We start from the raw sequence: 22,111 nt of genomic DNA, 5'->3' as shown, positions 1-22,111 counted from the left end.
GTAGGTTCCGGCAGGTAGTCGAGCACCCACGACGACCCGCCCGTCAGCGTCGCCGCGTGGACGGGGGGCTGCTCCGGCAGCGTCGGCGGCGGCGGGACCGCGCGCTGCTCGTGCGGGCGCACGTAGTCTTCCAGCCAGCTTAACCCGCTCACCATGCGCCGCTCCGCCCCGCCCGCCAGCGGCGTATTGCGCAAAATGGACGGAACCTGCGCGAAGTTCGACAGGACCGCCGTGCGAAAGCGCTCCGCCAGGGCGTGCACGTTGCGATCGGGGATCTGGCTGACGGCTTTCATCGCGGGTGAGGTGTTGATGTGCTCGAAGTCCTGCTGGCGGAACAGCAGGCATTCGTCCCCGGCGCGCAGCGTGCGCCACAGCGACGGCTGGGCGCTGAGCGCCATCAGCGACAGGTAGATCACCCACGCGGAAAAATTGTCGATGTGCGGGCCAAAATCCGTTTCCTGGCGGTTGGGGTGCTGGTAGTTGCGGTGGCCCAGCTCGTGACTTGTCATGCCGTCCAGCGAGGGCACGTACATGCCGTCGTAGTCGATCAGCAAAAACTGGTGGTTGACGATCAGGATGTTGCCGTGCTGAAGGTCGCCGTGGGCGATGCCCGCGCGGCCCAGATCTCCGATCATCTTGGCGAAACGATCCGCCAGATTGCGCAGCACGGCGGGGTGATCGAGGTGCTGCTCGATGTAACTGTCGAGCGGCTGGCCGTTGATCCATTCCATCTTCAGGATGGGAAACCAGTCGCCGCGCACACGGATGCCCTTGGGCTGAAGGTTGAACTCGACCATGTACGGCAGGCGCGCCAGCCGCAGATAGTTGCTGATGGCCGCGTAACGTTGGGCCTGGTCGGCGTGGTAGCGCAAAAAACAGCGCACGGCGTATTGATGGCCGTTGGAGGCGATCTGGTACACGCTGGCGAACGCGCCCGTGATGGGCTTGGGCAGGCCAAGCATGTTGAGCACAGGCGTGCCGCGCTGTAACTCCGGGTCGCTAAAACTGTAGCGCGGGTTTTGCAGCGCCTCCTGGTAGTCGGTCATCGTCGGCCAGGATGTCATGGCACGTCTTCGGCAACCTCCAGGCACAAGAGGGTGATGTCGTCGTTGCGGATCTGGTGTTCGCGCTTGAGGGTGGCGGTCCAGGCATCGAACGCGTCCGGATCCTCCGCCGCGAGGATCGCGGTCCACGGGGTCGCGCCCGCTTCGCATTCGCGCACGAACCAGTGCGCCAGCGCGTCGGTCATCAGGTAGAAGCGATCGCCCGGCTGCCAGTCGCCCGTCGCATAGTGCACGCGCTCCAACAGGCCGTTATTGCGCGCCGGATTGCTGGCGATGAGGAACGGGCGGCTCCCGAACGCTTCCGCGTCGTCGATGGGCATCGCCGTCACCAGCGCGCCCGCGCGCACCTGGAACATGCAGCTGTCGCCCAGCGCGGTCGCGTTCCAGCCGGGATCGTCCCCGTCGCGCAGGGTCAGGCCCAGCAGGGTCGAAAACGCGCCTTTTTCCAGGCCTGGCTCCTCGAACCACATCACTGGGCGGCCCTGGCGTTCGCGCAGATCGAGGTAGTGCTGTTTCCAGTCGCGCCACGAGGGCAGCGCGCGGGCCAGCAGATCGGGCATCTGCGACGTGTTGATCGCGCGGCAGTAGGCGCGCACCAGAATCTGCGCCCACTGCCCGCTCAACATGCCTTCGCTGGCCCCGTCGGCCACGGCGAAACGCAGCTGCGTCCCGCCGTAATCGCCGTCGCGGTTGGGATAAAAGGCGTCTTCGTATTCCTCCGCCGTGTTGCCGGTTTTGGGCAGCCAGAAGACGCGCGCGTGTACCTGCATGCTCACCGCCTAGCGCAAGTTGCTCGGACGCGTGCCGATGTCCAGGAACTGGATCACCGAGACGATATCGGCGTTGAAGACGAAGCCGCGCGCGCCTTCGTCTACGTTGAAGCCTTCTTGCGCCGCGATGGTGCGCATGTAGTCCGGCAGCGGGCTGGACATGGCATAGAGCAGCTTGGCGTGCTTATCGGCCAAACCCTCTTCGTGCGCCGGGAACTGGATGGGCGAGGCGTCGGTGGACGACAGGTGCAGGTTGAACACCAGCACGCCGCCGTCGCTGCTGCTGAGCTTCTTGAGGGCATCGGCCAGGGCGCTGGGGCTGCCGTCGGTGGCTTCGCCGTCGCTGATGTTGATGATGATGGGCGGGAAGCAGTCGGGATGGTCGGTCAGCCAGCCCCGAATCACGCTCGTCGCGCGCATCAACGCCTGCGACATGGGCGTGCCGCCGTTCGCCACCGGATCGAACCACACCGGGAACTTGACCGTCTGGTCCACCAGCCCGCCAGCGCCATCATCGACCTTTTTGGTGCGCTCCTCGATGCGCGCGGGCATCTCGGCCACCTCGCTGATCGGCACGAGCGTTTTGCCCGCCAGTGGACCGCTGAACGCCGGGCCGACATCCTTGCCATAGCCGATCACGCCGACGTGATAATAGTCGCGCACGCCTTCGGCCTTGGCGCACTTGATCACGAGGTTTTGCAGCAGGCGGTTGATCGCGTCCGCGACGCCGTCCGCCTTTTTCTTCTTGGCATCCCCCGTGCCAAACGGATCGGCCATCGACGCGGATTGGTCGATCAGGAACAGGAAGCACGATGGATTCGAGCGGCTGATTTCAGCTTGGTAAGCCATCAAAACTCTCTCCTTTAATTACCCCACCCCTGGGGGAGCCACGCGCTGCGGCGGCTTAAAGATTTAAGCTGCATCCCGGCGAGGATTACGGTGATTTTAGCCCGTTTCAGCCCAGGGAGAAACCGGGAGGGTGAGACGAGGCGGAAACAGCGAGGGGCAGTTCGTGAACTGCCCCTACAATACCTGAACGGCTGCGAGCCGGGACGTGTGGTGAGGGCTGTTAAGACGGCTCAATATCGGTAGCCACACCATAAACGGCGTTTGGGCCGACCCATCCGTTTATTCTGCCGCGATTGTTGCCGATCAAAAACCGGTTCCCATTTCTGGCTTTGATCAGGTGCAGATAGATGTTGCCCCGGACACGGACCAGGATGACATCGCCTACTGCAAGTTGTTCCAGGTGCGCGGGTTTTAAAGTAACCCGATCCTCATCGTTCACGCGCCCTCGCATCGAGTCGCCATGTGGACGAATCGTCACTGTTTCGCCGCGCTGCAGGGCTTCGATCGCATAGGTTGCCCAGCCCATATCCCCCTCCCCGCCGGAACGGGCGACAGCCCTTAGAACCAAACACTTTGATATGGTTCTAGATCTGAATTAAGAGTAGTCGTGTGAAACTTAAAAACTCGCTCCATCTGGTTTGTAGTCTCCTAAATGCGAGCACGCTATTGGATACTTCTCGTACAGTCCCTCTTTCCATGTCGGCCAAGCACGCCGGACAGCTTCGAGTAGCCATTCTCCGCCAATCGTGATTGAGCTTTCATGCGAAGCATAAATCAACCAATCCAAATCTTTGGAAAACCAATATCCCTCTACGCCACCGCCTGCCACGCCATATCTTGGAAGCATATTTCCGAGTTCAACTTCTAGTTCGGGAAACCCACCCTGAATGCCCGTTGGGCTTCCTTCACTGAATTCAAAAACACGCTCTACACCATGCTTACGTAGTATCTGATGCAGAGTCGCCAGCTTGAGGCCATCCCCAAACTTGTCTATATGAAATGCCAGTACGTGTTGAGGCCGAGGCGGACCAAAGATAGGATACCAGTGGTTGTGTTTGAAGCCCCACCACTGTATCGCCTGTCGCCACAAACGTACAGCTTCATCGTACAAAAGGGTGCGGGTGTAAGGCAACGGTTTTTGGGCAGCGATCTGGCCTCGGTCGAACGCCTCAAGCGCCCGTTTAAATCGCTCGCGTTCTTCATAGGCAACCTTTTCGGCAGATCCCGGATTGCGACCTACCATGTCCTTAAGTACGCGATTCGAGGCCGTTTGAGCGGTTATCAGCAAAGCATCATAAAGGGCTTCAAAAGTATCGAACTCATCCGGTACAACAGACAATACATTATTCAGAAGCGCCTGAATGGTAAGAAACTGAATGCCAAAAATCGAGTGAGACTGCTCAAAAATCAAGTTTGCACGGCGCGCCAGCCACGAACGCGCCCAGGTGTGCAGTGTCTCTACATCGTTCATGATTTCCCCTGAAGGCTGTTATGAACTTTCTGAGCGAGAAATAGAGGGCCAGACGTTCACAACAGCCTCCAGCTTTTGCCCTAACTGACGACCAAAAACTATTCACTGACGACTTGCTTTTTGTCTACTGCGGCTCGTCGCAGCCGGGATGCTGCGTATCCAGGCGCAGGCCGAGCGTATCGCCCAGCGTGCGCAGCAGATTTTGGGCAGCGATCACGTCCTGGCCTTGCAGCGCCGCCGCATCGATCGCACTGGCAAGCGCATCCATGGCCTCGATCGCGCCCGCCGTGTGCAGGTCGTCGTCCATCGCCGCGCGGAAGTCCGCTTCGTACGAGGAGGCGTCGAACGGCTCGCCCTCGCTGGGCCGGGCCAACACCTCGCACCACTTTTTCAGCATCGCGCCGATGCGCTTCAGATCGTCCTCGTAGCCATCGGCGGACCACGCGTCGCGGTAGTGGTGCATCAGCAGGTACACGCGCAGCGTATCGGGCGAATAAGTCTCGAGCAGCTTGCCGACGAACAGCATGTTGCCCAGCGACTTGCTCATTTTTTCGCCGTTGAGCCGGACCATCGCCACGTGGAACCAGTAGCGCACGAAGGGACGCTCGCCCGTCGCGTGCTCGGACTGCACGATCTCGCAGTCATGATGCGGGAAGACGAGATCCTCGCCGCCGCTGTGAATGTCGATCTTGGGGCCGAGGTAGTGCGTGCTCATGGTCGAGCACTCGATGTGCCAGCCGGGGCGCCCCTCGCCCCACGGGCTGTCCCAGGTCGGTTCGCCGGGCTTGGCCGCCTGCCACAGCACGAAGTCCAGCGGATCGCGCTTGTTCGGGTCGTCGGGGAAGTTGCCGCGCTCGTTGGCCGTCGCCAGCATGTCCTCGTAGTTCATTTTGCCCAGCTTGCCGAAATCGGGATCGCTGCGCACGTCGTAGTAGACGCTGCCGCCGCTGACGTAGGCGTAGCCGCCTTCCAGCAGCGCGGAGACCATCGCCTGAATCTGTTCGATCATACTGGTCGCGTAGACGAAATGATCGGGCGGGCGCACGTTGAGCGCCCGCATATCGGCCAGGTACTTTTCCGTTTCCTGGCGGGCCAGCTCGTTCCAGGCCATGTTGACTTCACGCGCGCGGCGCAGGATGTCGTCGTCGATGTCGGTCACGTTCTGCACGGTTTGCGTCTCGTAGCCCAGGTATTCCAGGTAGCGTTCCAGCACATCAAACATCACGAAGGTGAAGGCGTGTCCGAGGTGCGTCGTGTCGTAGGGCGTGACACCGCAGACGTACATGCGGAAGATGTTGTCGTCACTGGTGACCGGCTCAAGCTGGCCGGAGAGTGTGTTATAGAGATGCACAGTGCTTTTGTCCCTTACGCGCAAATAGAGTAGTCGGAAGATGTGCCAAACCTATAGAGGATTATCGCTGGGCTGTGATTAAACTGCGAAGTCTCTTGCGATGATCCAATAATACGGATCAGGCCGTGATGATGATGCCAGCCGCCCCGCGCAGCTCTGCCGTGCCGATTGGCCACCACGCTGCGCCGCGCGCTGCCATGCCTGCCGCGAACGCGTCCAGCCGATCTTGCGGTACGCTGATCAGCAGGCCGCCGCTCGTCTGTGGATCGAACAGCATCATCTGGCGCATTTCGTCCAGCGCCGGGTCGAAGGCCACGCCCGCCTCGTACGCCGCGCGGTTGGCGGACGCGCCGCCGGGGAACGTCCACTGGTCCGCGCAGGGCCATGCCCCGGCCATGAACGGGATGCGCTCGAACGACAGGCGCAGCGTCACGTCGCTGGCGGCGGCCACTTCCGTGCCGTGGCCCAACAGCCCGAAGCCGGTGACGTCGGTCGCCGCGTGTAAGTTGAGATCGACGGCGACTTCCGCCGCGTCGCGGTTGAGGCGCGTCATCCAGCCGACCGCCTCTTGCAGCGCGGCGGGATCGGCTTTGTCGTTTTTGGCCGCGGTGGTGATGCAGCCCGTGCCGAGCGGCTTGGTCAGCACCAACACATCGCCGGGTCGCGCGCCGCCCTTCGTCAGCAGGCGATCGGGATGCCCCAATCCGACCACCGCCAGCCCGACCTTTGGCTCTTTGTCCTGGATCGTGTGCCCGCCCGCGATGACCGCGTGCGCGCCGCGCACCGTTTCCGCCAGCCCCAGCATGATCGCGCTCGATATGTCCGGCGGCAGATCGGGCGGCAGCGCGGCGATGGTCAGCGCCAGCAGCGGCGATCCGCCCATCGCGTATACGTCGCTGAGCGCGTTGGCTGCCGCAATCGCGCCGTAGGCATACGCGTCGTCCACGATCGGCGTGAAAAAGTCGGTCGTGACGATCAGCGCGCGCTCGTCATCCAGGCGGTACACGGCGGCGTCATCAGGCGTGCCTAATCCCACCAACAGGTCGGGCGACTCTGCGGCAGGGAACAGGTCCTGCATCGGGCGCAGCACGTGCGCCAGGGCCTCAGGGGCCAGCTTGGACGCTCAACCGGCGCAGGATGACAGGGCCGTCAGCCGGAAAATCTCGTCGCGGGTCATGAATAGGTCCGCCGCTGTCCGAACGATAGGTGCGGAGTATGCCTGAGGGAGATTAAATCCGCAATAGGATTAGTGTGATTTTGTGGAACTCGGATTTGGCGGCTTACGCGGAACGGGGTGTGATACGCGCGTAAGGGCAATTCATGAGCCGGGGTCCCCGCCAAACATGGTTTGGCGGGGTGGCAATTGCCCCTACGGGCGGTTACGTCGTTAGACCAATCCCAGCGTGCGGGCGATGGTGGCCGTGATGATCGTGATGGCGAAGCCCATGACCAGCGGCAGCAGCGCCGCGACCGCCGTCCACTTGGCGCTCTTGGTCTCGTTGAAGATGGTCAGGATCGTGGTGCTGCACGGGTTGTGGATCAGGCTGAACAGCATCAGGTTGATCGCCGTCAGCGTCGTCCAGCCGCCCGCGTGCAGCACGGTGCGGATCGCGCTGCTGGAGTCCAGCTCGAACATCACGCCCGCGCCCTCACCCACGCCGGTCAGGCCGGTGGTCAGCACGGTCAGCATCAGCACGGTCGGGATCACGATCTCGTTGGCCGGGATCGCCAGGATATAGGCGACCAGGATTACCCCGTTGAGGCCCATCAGCCAGCCGAGGCCGTCCAGCGCGCCCACGAGGTGCTCCGCGAGGCTGGCATCCCCGATGGTGACGTTCGACAGTGCCCAGATCGCCACGCCCGCCGGGATCGCCATCGTCACTGCGCGCCACAGCACGATCAGCGTGCGGTCGATGACCGACGTGTAGATCGTCTGCCAGATGCGCGGGCGACGGTAGGGCGGCAGCTCCAGGCTGAACACGGACGCCTCGCCCTTGAGCCACGTCTTCGACAGGAACCACGAGACGAGGAAGGTCATCACCACGCCCAGCACCGCGACGCCGACGACTGCCGCTGCCGAGATCAGCCCGGCCATCGCCGCCGGGACCGCGCTACCGATGAACACGGTCGAAACCATGATCAGGGTCGGCCAGCGCCCGTTACACACGGCGAAGTTGTTGGTGATGATCGCGATCAACCGCTCGCGCGGGCTGTCGATCACGCGGGTGGCGACCACGCCCGCCGCGTTGCAGCCGAATCCCATCGTCATCGAAAGCGCCTGCTTGCCGTGCGCTCCGGCGCGGCTGAACATCCGGTCCAGATTGAACGCCACGCGCGGCAGGTAGCCGAAGTCTTCGAGCAGCGTGAACAGCGGGAAGAAGATCGCCATCGGCGGCAGCATCACGCTGATCACCCACGCTGCCGACAGGTACGCGCCGTCGAACAGCACGCCGCTCAGCCACCACGGGAAGTGCAGCGCCGCGCCCACATCTTTGAGCAGCGGCTGCAGATCCCCGATCAGCAGCGTGGAGAGCATTTGCGACGGCACGTTTGCGCCTTGAATCGTCAGCCAGAACGTGACCGTCAGCATCAGGATCATCATGGGGAAGCCCCACGTGCGGCTGGTCACGAGCTGGTCGATCTTGCGGTCCAGGTCGAAGCGCGGACGCTCGCCCGGCTGCGTTACCGCGCGGTCCGCGATCTGCGTCGCGTTGGTATAGAGCGCTTCGGTCAGGTGATCGTGAAACTCGTCGGAGAGGCCCGCGCGCAGCCCTTTTGCCGTAGAGAGAATGTCAACGTTGGTGCTCATCGCGCCGGTATCTCCGCTACCATCAGCCGTTCAGAGACGGCCTGCGTGCGATCGCCCTTCGAAAGATCGCCCAGGCTGCCGTCGCGGATGGCCCGTTCGATCTGATCGTCGCCGTCCAGCAGCCGCAGCGCGACCCACCGCGCGTTGGGCAGGCCGGGATAGGCCGCTTCGATCTGCGCCACCAGCATTTCCACCGCCCCATCGAACGCCGCGTTATGCGTCTTACCGATGCGATGCGGTTTGGTGGCGACGCGGCCCTGCGCCATGTCGTTGATCGTGCTCAACAGCTCCGCGATGCCCTCGCCCTGCCGCGCCGACATCGGGACGACGGGCACGCCCAGGTCGCGCGCAAGCCGCCGGTCATCCACAGCCAGACCGTGCCGCCGCGCCTCGTCCATCAGGTTCAGGCAGATGACCGCCTTGTCGGTGATTTCGAGCACCTGCAGGGCCAGATTCAGGTTGCGTTCCAGCCGCGTCGCGTCCACGACGATGGCCGTGACGTCCGGCTGGCCGAACAGGATGAAGTCGCGGGCGATTTCCTCGTCCACGCTGGCGGCCAGCAGCGAATACGTGCCGGGCAGGTCCACCAGCTTATAGCGCTTGTTGTCGTACTCGTAGCCGCCTTCGGCGCGGGCGACGGTCTTGCCCGGCCAGTTGCCGGTGTGCTGCCGCAGGCCGGTCAGCGAATTGAACACCGTGCTCTTGCCTGTATTGGGATTGCCTGCCAGTGCGATGACATAATCCCAGTTGTCGATGTTGACGCCCAACCGCGCCATGTGGCGGTTAACCGGGCAGGTTGCGCAGGCTGATGCGGTGCTCATAGTGTCAATGCTCATTCTGTGCCTCCTCGTCCCCCTGCAATGTGATCTGCTGTGCCTGACTGCGCCGCAGCCCGACCAGTGTGCCGCGAACCTTGTAGGCTGTTGGGTCGCCCAGCGGGCTGCGCAGCTCGACTTCGATGCGCGTGCCGGGCAGAATGCCCAGGTCCATCAAACGGCGGCGCTCCGGCCCTTTGGCGTGCAGCGCGGCGACGATGCCGGTGTCGCCGGGCATCAGGTCGGCCAGGGTGCGTGTCGTGGGGGATGTGTGAACATTCATGTTGGCCTCGTGCCGATTATGATTTCCGTGTTTTGTTCTCGTTTTCTGGATATTGTTGAGATTATATTTTAGGTTTACCAAAATGTCAAACAATAAAGTGTAAAAATTTGCTGGATTTTCCCTTAACGGCGAGGACTTTCGAGCGAAATTGGACTTTTTGGGGGATGGAACGCAGTATTTTGTATCCGTACTGCGTTTTACTTTGTAGTGCGCACGATGGACACATTCATGCCGGACATGACACAGGGACCGATCGACGAGCAGCAGATTCTCGAAGACCTGCGGCACAACTCCGATGCCTTTCGGGTTTTGTACCAGCGGTATTTTCCGCGTGTCTTCGCCTATACCGCTTACCGGATCGGTCGCAACCAGGACACCGAGGACGTGGTGGCCGAGACGTTTGCCCTGGTGGTCGAGAAGATCGGCCAGTTCGAATGGCGGGGCGACGGATCGTTCGCGGCGTGGCTGTTCCGCATCGCGCACAGCCGCGTGCAGCAGTTCTATCGCCAGCGCCACGTCCGCCACGAACCGGTTCCGCTCGACGATCTGCCGGATATCGAGAGTCACCTGCCCTCGCCGGATCAGGTCTTCGCGGACAAGGAACGATTTTGGGAGCTGCGGCAGGCCATCGAGATGTTGTCGCCGCGCAAACAGGAGATCGTGACGCTGCGGTTCTTCGGGGAACTACGCAACCGGGAGATCGCCGCTGTGCTGGGGCTGGACGAGCGCACCGTCGCGTCGCACCTCAGCCGGGCGGTCGAGGACTTGCAGCGGATGTACCAGCCTGAGCCGGAAGGAGAAGGCCAGCGATGACGCATAACCATACGCACGACACCGACTTCATCGCGGCCATCGATCGACTTCTGGAGCACGGCGAGCCGACCGGCTATGAGGCCCCGGACGATCTGGCGGGCACGGTTCCGCGCAGCCGCCCGGACTTCAAGCAGGCGCTGGAAGACCGGCTGGTCGCGCAGCTCCAAACCAAACCATCGCAGGAGAGGAAAACCATCATGCAGCAAGTTCTGCGTTTCCCTACAAGCACCGCGTTGCCGAAGATGCGTTCCATCCGCCCATCCTATACGCTGATCGCGGCGGCGCTGGCTGTGACGCTGTTCGCAGTGGGATTGTTCGTGGTCAGCAGCCGCCCGCCGTCAGGCCCGGCGTCGGGTATCGTGCCGCCCGCGGGAAATCCCGATCAGCCCGCCGCGCAGCGCTCGCCCACGCCGACGATCCTGGCGACAGTACCGGCGACCGCGACGCCCATCCCCGGTGGCCCGGCAGATAACGCTGTGTTTTACTATCCCGTGCAGCCCAGCGACGACTGCCTGAGCATTGCCGCGCAGTTCGGCCTGAACGATCCTGATGTCGTGGAGCAGATTGTCGCGCTGAATAACCTGGAGCCGCCCTGCGTGCTGCCGGAACCGGGCACCGCGATCCTGATTCCGCAGCCACAGGCGACCGCTGCGAACATGGCGTCGGCCTCGCCCACGTTTACCGCGACGCCGGTGCCGTTCGATGCCACCGAGTTTCCGCCGACGGCCCTGCCGCCCACGTCGGTTCCGGGCGATCTCGCTACACCGACGCCGTTCCTGGACATCATGGCGACGGCTACCCCCGTCAGCGCGTCAGGTGATGCACTGCCTCTGCAATACGTCCGGCCCACCGACCTGCGGCTGGTGTACATTGCCGCGCGGGATATCCCGGCGGGCACGACGCTGGCATTCCCCGCAGCGGGAAGCGCGCTCGATCAGGATGTGATCGTGACCTACTGGCCCGCCGATCGGGTTCCGGGTGCTGCCGTCGAAAGCCTTTCCGGTGCGGTTACGCTGGTGGATATTCCGCAGTGGCAGCCGATCCTGGCCGATCAGGTGGCGTCGGTGGGGCAATAACGCCCGGAAATCGGAGAAAACCTATACGGGCGGGTTTGCAGACCCGCCCGTTTTTTTGCCGTTTGCCCTTGCTTTTAACGAACTACTGAAAACTGACCACTAACCACTGTTCTTCGGCCAGGGCACTTCGAGGCCGTGGCGCTCCATCAGGTCCGCGTCGGCCAGCAGATCGCGCGTCGGGCCGTCCGCCACGATGCGCCCGCCGTCCAGCACGACCACGCGCGCGCAGAGATCCCACACCAGCCGCATGTCGTGCGAGCTGACCAGCAGGGTACAATCCTCGAAGGTGCGCAGCAGCGCGATCAGGTCGCGGCGCGCGCGGGGGTCCAGCCCGGCGCTTGGCTCGTCCAGCACCAGCAGATCCGCGTCCATGCTGAGCACAGTCGCCAGCGCGATGCGCTTCTTTTCACCCACGCTCAGGTGCACGCTGGTGCGCCCGGCATAGTCCCCCATGCCGACCGCCGCCAGCGCCCGGTCCACACGGGCGTGGACCTCCGCTTCCGGCAGGCCCATGTGCAGCGGCCCGAACGCGACGTCCTGTTCGACACGCGGCGAAAAGAGCTGGTCGTCGGGATTCTGGAACACCAGCCCGACCCGCGACCGGATCGCGCCCAGGTGCGCGTCCTGTACGGGCAGGCCGTCCACCTGCACCCCGCCGTTCCGCGCGCCCAAAATGCCGTTGAGATGCAGCATCAGTGTACTCTTGCCCGAGCCGTTCGGCCCGACCAGCGCCACTCGTTCCCCACGCGCCACGCGCAGCGAGACATCATCGAGCGCCAGCCGCCCATCGGGATAACGAAACGTCAGGTGTTCGATTGCGACCGCGCAGTCCTCATTCATCGGGATCTCGTTTCCGTTCATCTGTGCCACCACAGCGCCGCCAGCGCTTCGATCAGGCCCAGCGCGATCACCGGGACCGCGCCCCACAGCACCGCCCGCGGGGTGAGCGGCGGCGCGGCCAGGACGCGCATCTCGCCCCGGTAGCCGCGCGCCTGCATCGCCGCATAGACGCGCTCGCTGCGTTCCAGGCTGCGCAAAAATAGGCTGCCCGCCATGTGCCCCGCGACAGTCGCGCGCCACACCACGTTTCCGCCCGATTTGTGCCCCGGTACGCTGGCGCTGCGTGAGGCCCGCGCGCGATTCAGCCGGTCCACTTCGTCGCGCAGGGTGTCCAGGTATCGGATCATAAAGGACAGGATCTGCACCAGCACGGTCGGCACGCGCAGGCTGCTTAAGGCCCATAACAGATCGGTGGGATGCGTCGTCAGGGAGAGCAGCAGCGCGGCCTGCACCGCCAGCCAGCTTTTGAGCACCACCGCCGCGAAGCGCGCGATGCCTTCGTGCGTGATCGTCAGGCCAAGCACGTGCGCCGCCGGATCGCCGGGCGTGGTGAACAGCAGCGTCGCCGCAGCCAGCGCGAACGGCAGCGCCACGCTGCCCAGCCGCGCCAATCGCCCCGCACCGATCCCACCCAGCGCTGCGATGCTGGCGACCAGCGCCCACAGCAGCGGGTATGCGGGCCACGCCTGCGCGGGCGTCAGCGTGATGCCAAGCACCAGGATCAGCGTGACGACCAGCTTCACGCGCGGATCGAGCCGGTGAAGGGGGCTGCTGCCGGGTTGGTAGCGTTGGGAGAGGGAATCGGACATCGGCTGCAACGAGAGAATCAGGCGCAATAGGGGCAAGGGGCAGTTCGCAAACTGCCCCTCAGTGTATCGCAACTGCTGCGCTTATGCCTGCGGAGAATGCTCGCGCTGGCTGACCCGCGCCGCGCCATAGCCGACCGCCGCGACGATCAGCACGCCGATCACACCCGCCGCGATGGTCGTGACCGTTTCGTTGTCGATGCCCGGCACGGTGTAATCGGGCAGGATGCTGTAAGGCGCGTCTTCCGCTTCGTCCATGAACGCTTTATCTTCCGCGACACGCTCCAGCCCGTCGGGATGCGAGGACGCCAGCGGCGACGCGAACGCCACGGCCAGCGCTAGCACCAGTCCGGCGGCGATCCAGCCTGTGCCGCGCGTGCTGCTGGCGGATGCCTGCGCGTGTGGCATGAGGTCGGGACGGGTTTGCTGCACGAACGCCACCGCACCCGCCGTAACCAGTGCCTCGCCCAGTCCGATCACCGCATGCACGCCGACCATCGCAGGCAGTGCCACGTCCAACGCGGATGTACCGGAGATCGCCAGCTCCAGTGACGTAGCCGTTGCCGCCGCTTCGACCGTGACCCACGCCGCTGCTGCCGCGCCGACGATCGAGGCCGTGGGCGTGCCGCCCAGTGCCTTACGCACCACCGAATAAACCGCATAGCCGACGAAGGCGGTCAGGATGCCCATGTTGATCGTGTTGAAGCCCATCGCCAGCAGGCCGCCGTCCTGGAACAGCAGGCCCTGTACCGCGATGACGCTGGTCATCACCAGCACCGCCGCCCACGGGCCGAGCAGAATCGCGGCCAGCGCGCCGCCCAACAAATGCCCGGACGTGCCGCCCGCCACGGGGAAATTGATCATCTGTGCAGCGAAAATGAACGCCGCCAGTACGCCCATCAGCGGGATCTGGCGCTCGCCAAGCTGCCGCCCGGTCTGCCGCAGCGCCACGCCGACGAACACGATCATCAATGCCCAGCCCACCAGCCCGACCGGGACGTTTACGAAGCCATCAGGAATATGCATCGCCAAAAAAATGGGACCAAACACGGGGATCTCCTCAATAAGTACGGATAGCGCACCGTCCAGCCGCCTGGGCTGCACAACGCTCCATCATAGCGCTGAATGCGCTAGATGTAAAAAATTACATCTGGATGTAGATACGGGAAATGGGGAATTATGTTTTAGCGGGGCGTATCGGAATATGTTCCCGCGCCACACGCGATTCCGTAGGGGCAATTCATGAATTGCCCCTACGGTGGGCGCAAACAGATTGAGGGGAAAACGGGCGGAGCAAGTCCCGCCCCTACAAAACCTTGGGCCGCCTCGCCCCGTTACGCCGCCGCCTGCACGGGCAGCGTGAAGCTGAACGTCGTGCCGCGCAGCGGAGTGCTGTCGGCCCAGATCCTGCCGTGGTGCGCCTCGACGAAGCCGCGCGCGATCGCCAGCCCCAGTCCCGTGCCCCGGTGACCGTCGTCGCCGCGCACGCGGGACGGCTCGCCCCGGTAAAACGTGGTGAAGACGTGCGGCAGGTGCGCCGCGTCGATGCTGGACCCCGTGTTGTGCACGTCCACGCGGACCGCGCTTCCGTCGCGCCGGGCGCGGATGGCGATCTGGCCGCCGGGCGGCGTATAGCGCAGCGCATTGTCGAGCAGGTTCACCAGCACGCGCTGGATCTTGTCGGGCGCCATTTCGATCGGGTCGATGTCCGTCTCCACCGTGCCCACCAGCGCCACGTCGCGCTGGGCGGCGCGCGCGCTCATGCTGCTGATCACGTCCGAGATCAGGTCGGTCATCGAGGCGGGGCAGATCTGCATGTCCACCTGACCCGCGTCCAGCCGCGCCAGCTCGAACAGGTCATCGATCAGGGTGTTGAGGTGCTGGAGTTCGGCCAGGGAGGTGTTGACGTAGCGCGTGACGGTTGCCGGGTCGTCCACCACACCGTCGGCGATGGCCTCGATCATCGCGCGTAGCGAGGTTAGCGGCGTGCGCAGGTCGTGCGAGATGCCCGCGATCAGCGCGCGGCGGGCGCTCTCGATCTGGCGCTTCTGCTCGTCGGTACGCTGAAGGCTGTCGGCCATCCAGTTGAACGAATGCGCGAGGTCGGCCAGCTCGTCGCTGCCGGTGACGTCGAGGCGCGTGTCGAGCTTGCCCTCGGCCAGCCGGTCCGCTGCGCCCGCCAGCGCGCGGATGCGGTCGGTAAGCGTCCCGGCGACGAAGATCCCAAACGCCAGCGCCGTCAGCCCGGCAAAGACCAGCAGCGCAATGGTTAGCACGAGGTCGTGCTGGCTGATGAACATCAACTGCGCGGTAAACCACACGTTGAGCAGCACCACGACCACGATCATGGCGACGTTCGCCAGCAGCGCCCAGCGCAGGCTGGAAAAGCCCCGGATCAAGCTTTGGCGGTAGAGCACGTAAGTTGCCAGGACGGTCGCGCCGCCGCTGCCGGACATGAACAGCACCAGCAGGCGCAGGTCGCCGGGCGGCGGATCGAGCATCAGCGCGACGAAGGCCACCGCCGCGGCCAGCGCCGCGACCATCGCCAGCAGGATCAAGCCTAACGCGCGCCAGCCGTGCCGTATCCCGCTCATACCGGCCCCTCAAACTTATAGCCGACGCCCCACACGGTTTGTAAATAGATCGGCGCGCCGGGATCCGGCTCGATCTTTTCGCGCAGGCGGCGGATGTGCACCGTCACGGTGCTCTCGTCGCCGTAGTAATCGTAGTCCCAGACGCGATCGAGCAGTTGGGCGCGGGTGAACACCTGATGCGGATGGTTGACCAGGAACCACAGCAGCTCGAATTCTTTGGCCGTCAGCGCGATTTCCACCGATCCGCGCCGGGCAGTATGCGCGGTAGGATCGAGCGTCAGATCTCCCATGGTCAGCGGCTGCGCGGACTGCGGTACATCGGGCGCGGCGCGGCGCAGCACGGCCTTGATGCGCATTACCAACTCGCGCGGGCTGAACGGCTTGACCACGTAATCGTCCGCGCCCAGCTCGAACCCGGCCAGCCGGTCGGCTTCTTCGGAGCGCGCGGTCAGCATCACGATCGGCACGCTGCCTTCGACCAGAATCACGCCGCGATCCGCCGGGTCGCGCAGGCGGCGGGCCAGCGCGAAGCCGTCCAGGCCGGGCAGCATCACGTCCAGCACGATCAGGTCGGGCCGCTCCTCGCGCAGCAGGCGCAGCGCCGCCACGCCGCTGTCCGCCTCGATCACACGGAACGTTTCGCGCTCCAAATAGCGGCGCACCACTTCGCGCAGCGTCGCTTCGTCGTCCACCACCAGAATGGTCTGTTGTTTGCTCATAGCTCGATTATAGGAATGAATCCTTACGGGGACCTTACATCCGCTGGTCGAGCCGGGGCAAACCTGTAAAATTCCTGGATCAATCACCCGGCTCATACCGGAATGCCCGACCGCCCGGTATAATCCGCGCCGGGGTGGTGTCGCCTGATTTTTGAAAGGGTAACGAGTCGTTCTATGTCCGCTGCACGTCGTTCTGCGTTGTTTCTCACGCTGCTCATTTTCGTGGCGTTTATCAGTCTGGGGCTGCCCGATGGTTTGCTGGGCGTCGCCGCGCCTTCAATCCGGGGCACATTCCACCTGCCGATCGATGCCATCGGCATGATTTTTATCACCGGCACGGCAGGCTACTTCCTGTCCAGCATCAGCAGCGGGCGGTTGCTGGCGTGGTTGGGCGTGGGGCGGCTGCTGGCGCTCAGCTCGCTGCTGACGGCGACCGCGCTGATCGGCAACGCCATCGCGCCCGTATGGGGCATGATGGTCGCGCTCGGCTTCGTTTCCGGCCTGGGCGCGGGAGCCATTGACGCGGGCCTGAACACGTACGTCGCCGCCAACCGCAGCGAGCGCATGATGCAGTGGCTGCACGCGAGCTTCGGCGTCGGCATGACGCTCGGCCCGCTGATTATGACCGGCGTGATCGACAGTGGTCGGCCCTGGCGGATTGGTTATGCCATCGTCGGTGTGGCGCAGATCGTGCTGGCGGTGGCGTTCGCGGCCACGGCCTCGATGTGGCGCGGGGACGTCAAGGCGCGCGACGCAGCGGCGAAGGCCGAGCCGGAACCGCAGAACGCGCCCTCGCTGCTGGAAACGGCCCGTTTGCACGCGGCCTGGATCAGCGCCGCGATCTTTGCGATTTACGCCTCGCTGGAATACAGCGTCGGGCAGTGGAGCTATACCCTGTTCACCGAATCGCGCGGGATTGCGGAAGACGTCGCCGGGGTTTGGGTCGCTACGTACTGGGGCATGTTCACGCTGGGCCGCATCATGGGCGGTGTGACCAGCGCGCGGTTGGGCATGGCGCGCCTGCTGCAAATGGGCACGACGGGCGCGATCGCCGGGACGGCGCTGCTGTGGTGGAATCCGTTCGCCAATTCGGGCGTCATCGCGGTCGGCCTGCTGGGATTCTCGCTCGCGCCGATCTTCCCCGCGCTGATCTCGACCACGGCGCAGCGCGTCGGCGCGCGCCACGCGCCAAACACGATCGGCTTCGAGGTTGGGGCGGCCAGCGCCGGAATCTCGATCATCCCCGCGCTGCTGGGCGTGATGGCGGATGCGTGGGGCCTGGACACGATCGAAGTGGCGCTGTTTGTGATGTCGCTGATGGTACTGGGACTGTACAGCCTGATCCGGCTGATGCTGGCCCGGCGCGAGGAGCGTGCGTCGCTGCAAAGCGCCGCTGCGGAAGCTGCTACGGGGCGGTAGAGGCGAAGAATCCCGCTTCAGCGGGCTGCTACCTCCAACGCATCAAAAAAGGCTCACGCGCAGTGAGCCTTTTTCGTTCGCATCCGTTTGCCGAATATACGACCTTAAACCGCCGTAACGTGTTTGGTGGCTTTCGTGCGTTCGAGCACCTCGACGTAAAAATCTTCCAGCTTGCCGATCAGCACGCGCCAGTCGTACTTTTCGACGGCGGTGCGGCGCGCGTTTTCGCCCAGCTCGCGCGCCAGCTCCGGCTGTTCGAGCAGGCACAGGATCTTATCCGCGAAGTCGCCTGCTTCTTCTGCCGCCAGCAAGCCGATGCGATCTTCCTCGAACAGCGGCTTGATGTCGCCCACCGGGTTCGAGACGGTCGGGCGGCCAATGCTCATATAGTCCCCGATCTTGTTCGGCCAGCGCCCGACGTTGTACACCTTTTCGGGGAACGGCAGCAGGAACAGGTCCGCGCAGCCGAGCGCCCAGGGCAGTTCCTCGAAGGGCAGGAAGCCCGTCAGGTGCAGGTTATTTTCCATGCCGTGCTGGCTGGCGATCTGCCTGACCTCTTCCCCGGCGCGCCCCGTGATCAGGATCTTCAGGTCCGGGAACTTTTCCTTGACGATGGCGGCGGAGCGCATCACCAGCTCCAGGTCGAAGTGCGAGTCCATGCTCGAAAAGCCCAGGATCACGCCTTCTTCGGGCAGGCCCATATGCACCCGGCATTCCGCCGTGGTGCGCGACTGGAACAGCTCCGGCAGCGTGCCACCCGGCAGGCGCAGGATGTGATCGGCGGGCATCCCCAACCCTTCGGCGCGTTTACCCAGCGCGCGCGAGATCACGGTCAGGCCGTCCGCTTTGGTGCGGAACGCTTCTTCATAGTACGTCTCGGCGGGGCCAAACAGGATTTGATACCAGCGCGGGCGCGCTTCCGCGATGATGCCGCCGCGCCCCCACCAGTCGTTCCAGTCCGTGATCCACGGCAGGTTATGCTGCTTGACGTAGCGCATCGCCGGGTAGATGGTCGAGAGGCGCGTCTCGAAGCAGTGCACGAGATCCCAGTTGTTTTCGTTCTTCAGGTAGCGGGTGCGGTTGTAGGCGTTCCAGACGTCCCACCCGGCCCGCGCCTTGCCGAACAGCAGATCGGGCATCTCGACGATCGGCACGCCGTCCCACTCCGATTCAACGATGCCGGTGCGCGCCGTTTCTGCGGTGACGATGAGCTTGACCGTGTGCCCGCGCTCCATCAAATACTTGGCGATGATGTGCGGCCTTGCCTGGGCTTTGTGCCGGCGATGATGCGTCATCATGAGAATACGTAGACGAGTGGACAGGGTAGCCTCCTAGGGTTTATGTGACTATCAGCGTACTGGGCTATAAACCCCGCCAAATAGCCCGTCGCGTTCGATCGTGAGTGAAAAACCTACTGTTGAATCCACACCTTGAGCGCCAGATCGCGATCGATGGGCGGCAGGGCAATGAGCATCGGCTCGGATGTATGGATGGTCGCCTGCACGTCCACGATCGTGCCGTCGTACGTGTTCCAGAACTCGATCCAGTACTGCCCCGGCACCAGCCCGTTAATGCTGAGCGTCGAGCCTTGCACGGTTTCCGGCACGGTTTGCGAATCGAAGCTCTGCTTGTTGTGCACCCAGACCAGCGCGCGGTCGGGCTGGTATAGCCCCAGCGTTTCAAGCTGCACGTCCGAGATGCTGACCGTGGCGATTTCGTAGGACGCCAGCCCGTCCGGCTCGCTGTCGAGGTAGTTCGAAAGCGCGCGGAAATGGCCGTACTGGTCGTAATCGTGCACCAGATCGAAGTAGTGCGGCATCAGGGTTGCTTTGAACATCGCGGCGCTCCACAGCGCGTTGTGCAGCCCGATGCCCTCGGTATCCAGGTCGTCGGTATTGCCGTTCGAGTCGATGCCCCATTCCCCGATGATGCAGGGCTTGGTCGTTTCGGCGTAGTAGGCGGTCATGTAATCCGCGATGTTTTTGACCGTGTCGTTGGTGAACAGCGGCAGGTTGTAGAGGTGGAAATTGCAGATGTCCATGCTGGGGATCTGCCACAGCCGGAAGTACCAGCTGTCCTCCGGCCAGAAGCGAATCGGCGTGGCGACGTTGGTCGTGACGAGATGATCGTAGGGATCGATCTCTTTCAGATAGGCGGCCATCTCGGTATGCCAATCGACCGTCGATTCGAGCACTGCGTCGGTGGTGTCCGGCCCGCGCAGCAGCCAGTCGAATTCGTTGAACAGCTCCCAGGCGAACATCGAGGACGAATAGCCCCATCGCGCCACGACGTAACGAAGCTGCTTTTTGAAGTACGTCTTGGCTTCTTCATTGCTGAAAAAGTCCAGCGGCTGCTCCAACATGCCGCCGTTCGCCACGTTGTAGGGGCTGTTCACCCAGGCCTGACTTTCCGTGCCCTCGAAGCTGCCCAGCGCCAGCGCCTGCTCGATGTTGATGATGGCCGTCATGCGCCTGTCGTGCACGAGGTCCATCAGGCGGTCGAATTTCCACGCGCTCGCAAGGTTATAACCGTTCAGGCCGTTGTAGTAGCGCCACACGCCGTAATCGAACAGGTTGGGGGCCCAGGTCAGCGCGCCGTCGTTGGGTGTCAGTTGGAGCCGGATCATATTGATGCCGTTGTCGGCAAACTGGGGCAGGCGGTCGTAGTAGACATCCAGGCCATAGTCGTCCTGCGAGGTCCACGTGCTGTTCTGGTTGATCCCGATGGGGATGTACGGCGCGCCGTTCTCATATTCAAACGTACGTTGGCCCAGCGGCCCAAGCTCGATGAACGGCGACTCGTCCGATTCGACCGCCGCGAAGCTGCCCGATGCAACTTCAGTCACCCCGCGCGAGTCGGTCACGTTGACGACGTAGGTATAGGTCCCCAACTGCTGTGGAGCGAAGCGCACCTTCCACACCGGGTCACCGGCGGGCGCGAATTCTTCGTAGCGGTTTTCGACGGTGCGCGTGAATTCCTGGTAATAGAAGCCAGGGACCATCAGCACGCTGCCATCGGGCGCGGTGAACGCCGCGTCCAGACTCACCTCGTCGGGATCGAACGGGTTTGTGTACGAAACACCCCAGTCGAGGGTGAGTTCGAACTTCTGGTATAACCCCACCGTGGTGGTGTCCTGAGCCTGGGCGGCTGTGGGGATGCCGAACAGCCCCCCAGACGGCGAAACGATCAACGCCAGCAAAACGATACCGGCGATCAGTCGGGGCGTAAGGCGGCGGCGAACCGGGCGTGCCGTTCGACGCGGCCAGTACGAAAGATCCATCATCGACTCCTTGGGCCTATCGTGTCGAATAGGCCTCATAAAGTGCCTGATATTGTCCGACCATCTGGGCGACGCTAAAGTGGTCCTGGACGTGCTGGCGTCCCTGCGCGCCGATGCGGCTGCTCCGGTCGGGATCGTCCATGAGCGAGGCCAACGCCGCTGCCAGTCCCGGCACGTCGCCCGGTTCGATCAGCAGCCCTGTCTCGCCATCCGTCACAACTTCGGGAATGCCGCCCACGCGGGACGCGACGACCGGTTTGTTCGCGGCCATGGCTTCCAGCAAACTTAGCGGCAGTCCCTCAGAAAAAGAAGGTAGCACAAAGACGTCGGAGGCTGCTAGCACCGCCGGAATATCGCGCCGGAACCCGCTGAAAACGACCTGATCCGTAATGCCCAGCTCCGCGACAAGCTGCTTGAGCGGTGCGTCCAGCTCGCCTTCACCCACGATCAGCGCGCGGGCGTGGGGATGGTCGGGCGCGAGGCGGGCCGTCGCGCGCAGCAGGTCTTCGATACCCTTGCCGCCGATCAGCCTCCCGGTGTAGGTCATCACGAAGGCGTCCGGCCCGATGCCGAGTCCGGCGCGCGTCGCGTCGCGCGCGTCCGGCTGGTAAAACCGCGCCGTATCGATGCCGTTATAAATGGTCGTGATGCGGTCCGGGCGCAAATGCAATTTCTGGATCGCCTGCTGGCGCAGCAGCTCGGTGACGGTCACAACGTGGTTCGAGGCGCGCATGGCGGGCCAGTAAACCATGTTGCGCACGCGCCACCCGGTCTGGCCGCGCACGTATGCCATGTTGTGCTTGGTCGAGATGACGACCGGGTGGCAGCGCGACCGCCGCGCGGCAATGCCGCCCAGAATATCGGGGCGCATGACGTGCGTGTGCAGGATGTCGATATCGTGCGCGTCGATGGTCCGCGCGATCTGGCCGATGAGCTTCAGCCCCAGCCGTCCCTGGGCCATGTTGAAGTTGACGACGTCGGCGCCCGCCTGCCGGAAGCGTTCTTCCAGCGGGCCGCCCATTGCCTTCAGCCCTCCGACGAAAAACTCGAACCGGTCGTGATCCATGCCGTTGATCAGGGTGAGCACCAGATTGTTGCTCGACCCATCGGCAAATTCGTTGACGAGATAAAGCACTTTCGTTCTTGCCACGG

At 63.7% G+C, this 22,111-nt stretch carries 20 protein-coding genes and 1 pseudogene; 3 read left to right on the top strand and 18 right to left on the bottom strand.

Annotated features, from left to right (window positions below; translation table 11 throughout):
- From V7116_RS03905 to V7116_RS03860, 10 genes and pseudogenes are all read right to left on the bottom strand, one after another.
- Positions 1-1,064 (bottom strand): annotated as a pseudogene (locus V7116_RS03905) (DNA-binding protein); the annotation flags it as partial.
- On the bottom strand, positions 1,061-1,834 hold the full coding sequence (locus tag V7116_RS03900) for a protein phosphatase 2C domain-containing protein (RefSeq protein ID WP_324390574.1): 774 nt from the start codon (positions 1,832-1,834) through the stop codon (positions 1,061-1,063). The pseudogene V7116_RS03905 and the gene V7116_RS03900, both read right to left, overlap by 4 nt.
- A gap of 9 nt (positions 1,835-1,843) precedes the next feature.
- Positions 1,844-2,683 carry a vWA domain-containing protein gene (locus tag V7116_RS03895; protein WP_324390573.1) on the bottom strand — a complete coding sequence of 280 codons (840 nt, stop codon included), beginning with the start codon at positions 2,681-2,683 and terminating at the stop codon, positions 1,844-1,846.
- A gap of 220 nt (positions 2,684-2,903) precedes the next feature.
- Positions 2,904-3,209, bottom strand: coding sequence for a S24 family peptidase (locus V7116_RS03890; RefSeq protein ID WP_324390572.1), 306 nt, complete (start codon positions 3,207-3,209; stop codon positions 2,904-2,906).
- A 90-nt stretch (positions 3,210-3,299) separates the two neighbouring features.
- Complete coding sequence (locus V7116_RS03885) at positions 3,300-4,154, bottom strand: hypothetical protein (protein ID WP_324390571.1); 855 nt, start codon at positions 4,152-4,154, stop codon at positions 3,300-3,302.
- Positions 4,155-4,278: 124 nt separating this feature from the next.
- The gene (gene cysS / locus V7116_RS03880; RefSeq protein ID WP_324390570.1) at positions 4,279-5,505 is read right to left on the bottom strand and encodes a cysteine--tRNA ligase; all 1,227 of its coding nucleotides are present in this window, start codon (positions 5,503-5,505) and stop codon (positions 4,279-4,281) included.
- A 118-nt stretch (positions 5,506-5,623) separates the two neighbouring features.
- Positions 5,624-6,682, bottom strand: a complete 1,059-nt coding sequence (gene selD, locus V7116_RS03875; protein ID WP_442891755.1) for a selenide, water dikinase SelD — start codon at positions 6,680-6,682, stop codon at positions 5,624-5,626.
- A gap of 210 nt (positions 6,683-6,892) precedes the next feature.
- Positions 6,893-8,314: a nucleoside recognition domain-containing protein gene (locus V7116_RS03870; RefSeq protein ID WP_324390569.1), complete on the bottom strand. Its 1,422-nt coding sequence runs from the start codon at positions 8,312-8,314 to the stop codon at positions 6,893-6,895.
- On the bottom strand, positions 8,311-9,150 hold the full coding sequence (locus V7116_RS03865) for a FeoB small GTPase domain-containing protein (protein ID WP_324390568.1): 840 nt from the start codon (positions 9,148-9,150) through the stop codon (positions 8,311-8,313). The genes V7116_RS03870 and V7116_RS03865 overlap by 4 nt, the downstream gene beginning before the upstream one ends.
- Positions 9,140-9,412: a FeoA family protein gene (locus V7116_RS03860; RefSeq protein ID WP_324390567.1), complete on the bottom strand. Its 273-nt coding sequence runs from the start codon at positions 9,410-9,412 to the stop codon at positions 9,140-9,142. The genes V7116_RS03865 and V7116_RS03860 overlap by 11 nt, the downstream gene beginning before the upstream one ends.
- Positions 9,413-9,640: 228 nt before the next feature.
- Here V7116_RS03860 and V7116_RS03855 point away from each other — a divergent pair, with 228 nt between their 5' ends.
- Together V7116_RS03855 and V7116_RS03850 are read left to right on the top strand one after the other, a co-directional pair.
- The gene (locus tag V7116_RS03855; RefSeq protein WP_324390566.1) at positions 9,641-10,225 is read left to right on the top strand and encodes an RNA polymerase sigma factor; all 585 of its coding nucleotides are present in this window, start codon (positions 9,641-9,643) and stop codon (positions 10,223-10,225) included.
- Entirely contained in the window at positions 10,222-11,301 is a 1,080-nt protein-coding gene (locus tag V7116_RS03850; protein ID WP_324390565.1) for an SAF domain-containing protein, read from the top strand. The genes V7116_RS03855 and V7116_RS03850 overlap by 4 nt, the downstream gene beginning before the upstream one ends.
- 99 nt (positions 11,302-11,400) lie before the next feature.
- Here V7116_RS03850 and V7116_RS03845 read toward each other — a convergent pair whose 3' ends face one another.
- The 5 genes from V7116_RS03845 to V7116_RS03825 all read right to left on the bottom strand — a co-directional run bounded on the left by V7116_RS03845 (position 11,401) and on the right by V7116_RS03825 (position 16,260).
- Positions 11,401-12,162 (bottom strand): energy-coupling factor ABC transporter ATP-binding protein, encoded by a 762-nt coding sequence (locus V7116_RS03845; RefSeq protein ID WP_324390564.1) that lies wholly within the window; start codon positions 12,160-12,162, stop codon positions 11,401-11,403.
- Positions 12,159-12,950 (bottom strand): cobalt ECF transporter T component CbiQ, encoded by a 792-nt coding sequence (gene cbiQ / locus V7116_RS03840; protein ID WP_324390563.1) that lies wholly within the window; start codon positions 12,948-12,950, stop codon positions 12,159-12,161. The genes V7116_RS03845 and cbiQ overlap by 4 nt, the downstream gene beginning before the upstream one ends.
- Before the next feature lie 81 nt (positions 12,951-13,031).
- Complete coding sequence (locus V7116_RS03835) at positions 13,032-13,997, bottom strand: energy-coupling factor ABC transporter permease (protein WP_324390562.1); 966 nt, start codon at positions 13,995-13,997, stop codon at positions 13,032-13,034.
- Between the two features lie 284 nt (positions 13,998-14,281).
- Positions 14,282-15,541 carry a sensor histidine kinase gene (locus tag V7116_RS03830; protein WP_324390561.1) on the bottom strand — a complete coding sequence of 420 codons (1,260 nt, stop codon included), beginning with the start codon at positions 15,539-15,541 and terminating at the stop codon, positions 14,282-14,284.
- Positions 15,538-16,260: a response regulator transcription factor gene (locus V7116_RS03825; protein ID WP_324390560.1), complete on the bottom strand. Its 723-nt coding sequence runs from the start codon at positions 16,258-16,260 to the stop codon at positions 15,538-15,540. The genes V7116_RS03830 and V7116_RS03825 overlap by 4 nt, the downstream gene beginning before the upstream one ends.
- 174 nt (positions 16,261-16,434) lie before the next feature.
- Between V7116_RS03825 and V7116_RS03820 the strand changes: the two genes are divergently transcribed.
- Positions 16,435-17,679: an MFS transporter gene (locus tag V7116_RS03820; protein ID WP_324390559.1), complete on the top strand. Its 1,245-nt coding sequence runs from the start codon at positions 16,435-16,437 to the stop codon at positions 17,677-17,679.
- Between the two features lie 104 nt (positions 17,680-17,783).
- On the opposite strand, the gene V7116_RS03815 is transcribed toward V7116_RS03820, so the two are convergent.
- The 3 genes from V7116_RS03815 to V7116_RS03805 form a co-directional block, all read right to left on the bottom strand.
- The gene (locus tag V7116_RS03815) at positions 17,784-18,974 is read right to left on the bottom strand and encodes a glycosyltransferase (RefSeq protein WP_324390558.1); all 1,191 of its coding nucleotides are present in this window, start codon (positions 18,972-18,974) and stop codon (positions 17,784-17,786) included.
- Between the two features lie 116 nt (positions 18,975-19,090).
- Positions 19,091-20,959, bottom strand: coding sequence for a DUF5060 domain-containing protein (locus tag V7116_RS03810; protein ID WP_324390557.1), 1,869 nt, complete (start codon positions 20,957-20,959; stop codon positions 19,091-19,093).
- Between the two features lie 16 nt (positions 20,960-20,975).
- Positions 20,976-22,109, bottom strand: a complete 1,134-nt coding sequence (locus V7116_RS03805) for a glycosyltransferase family 4 protein (RefSeq protein ID WP_324390556.1) — start codon at positions 22,107-22,109, stop codon at positions 20,976-20,978.
- Between the last annotated feature and the right edge of the window lie 2 nt (positions 22,110-22,111).

Origin of the sequence: Aggregatilinea sp. (assembly GCF_036822615.1) — a bacterium.
In the GTDB taxonomy this organism is placed as follows: Bacteria; Chloroflexota; Anaerolineae; order Aggregatilineales; family Aggregatilineaceae; genus Aggregatilinea.
This window is presented reverse-complemented; position numbering and strand designations above follow the sequence as displayed.

What these genes read in the sequence shown, in the direction of transcription:
- V7116_RS03900 (WP_324390574.1), bottom strand. Translation starts at nt 1,834, where the DNA reads ATGCAGGTACACGCGCGCGTCTTCTGGCTGCCCAAAACCGGCAACACG.
- V7116_RS03895 (WP_324390573.1), bottom strand. Translation starts at nt 2,683, where the DNA reads ATGGCTTACCAAGCTGAAATCAGCCGCTCGAATCCATCGTGCTTCCTG.
- V7116_RS03890 (WP_324390572.1), bottom strand. Translation starts at nt 3,209, where the DNA reads ATGGGCTGGGCAACCTATGCGATCGAAGCCCTGCAGCGCGGCGAAACA.
- V7116_RS03885 (WP_324390571.1), bottom strand. Translation starts at nt 4,154, where the DNA reads ATGAACGATGTAGAGACACTGCACACCTGGGCGCGTTCGTGGCTGGCG.
- V7116_RS03870 (WP_324390569.1), bottom strand. Translation starts at nt 8,314, where the DNA reads ATGAGCACCAACGTTGACATTCTCTCTACGGCAAAAGGGCTGCGCGCG.
- V7116_RS03865 (WP_324390568.1), bottom strand. Translation starts at nt 9,150, where the DNA reads ATGAGCATTGACACTATGAGCACCGCATCAGCCTGCGCAACCTGCCCG.
- V7116_RS03860 (WP_324390567.1), bottom strand. Translation starts at nt 9,412, where the DNA reads ATGAATGTTCACACATCCCCCACGACACGCACCCTGGCCGACCTGATG.
- V7116_RS03855 (WP_324390566.1), top strand. Translation starts at nt 9,641, where the DNA reads ATGCCGGACATGACACAGGGACCGATCGACGAGCAGCAGATTCTCGAA.
- V7116_RS03850 (WP_324390565.1), top strand. Translation starts at nt 10,222, where the DNA reads ATGACGCATAACCATACGCACGACACCGACTTCATCGCGGCCATCGAT.
- V7116_RS03845 (WP_324390564.1), bottom strand. Translation starts at nt 12,162, where the DNA reads ATGAACGGAAACGAGATCCCGATGAATGAGGACTGCGCGGTCGCAATC.
- cbiQ (WP_324390563.1), bottom strand. Translation starts at nt 12,950, where the DNA reads ATGTCCGATTCCCTCTCCCAACGCTACCAACCCGGCAGCAGCCCCCTT.
- V7116_RS03830 (WP_324390561.1), bottom strand. Translation starts at nt 15,541, where the DNA reads ATGAGCGGGATACGGCACGGCTGGCGCGCGTTAGGCTTGATCCTGCTG.
- V7116_RS03825 (WP_324390560.1), bottom strand. Translation starts at nt 16,260, where the DNA reads ATGAGCAAACAACAGACCATTCTGGTGGTGGACGACGAAGCGACGCTG.
- V7116_RS03820 (WP_324390559.1), top strand. Translation starts at nt 16,435, where the DNA reads ATGTCCGCTGCACGTCGTTCTGCGTTGTTTCTCACGCTGCTCATTTTC.
- V7116_RS03815 (WP_324390558.1), bottom strand. Translation starts at nt 18,974, where the DNA reads ATGACGCATCATCGCCGGCACAAAGCCCAGGCAAGGCCGCACATCATC.
- V7116_RS03810 (WP_324390557.1), bottom strand. Translation starts at nt 20,959, where the DNA reads ATGGATCTTTCGTACTGGCCGCGTCGAACGGCACGCCCGGTTCGCCGC.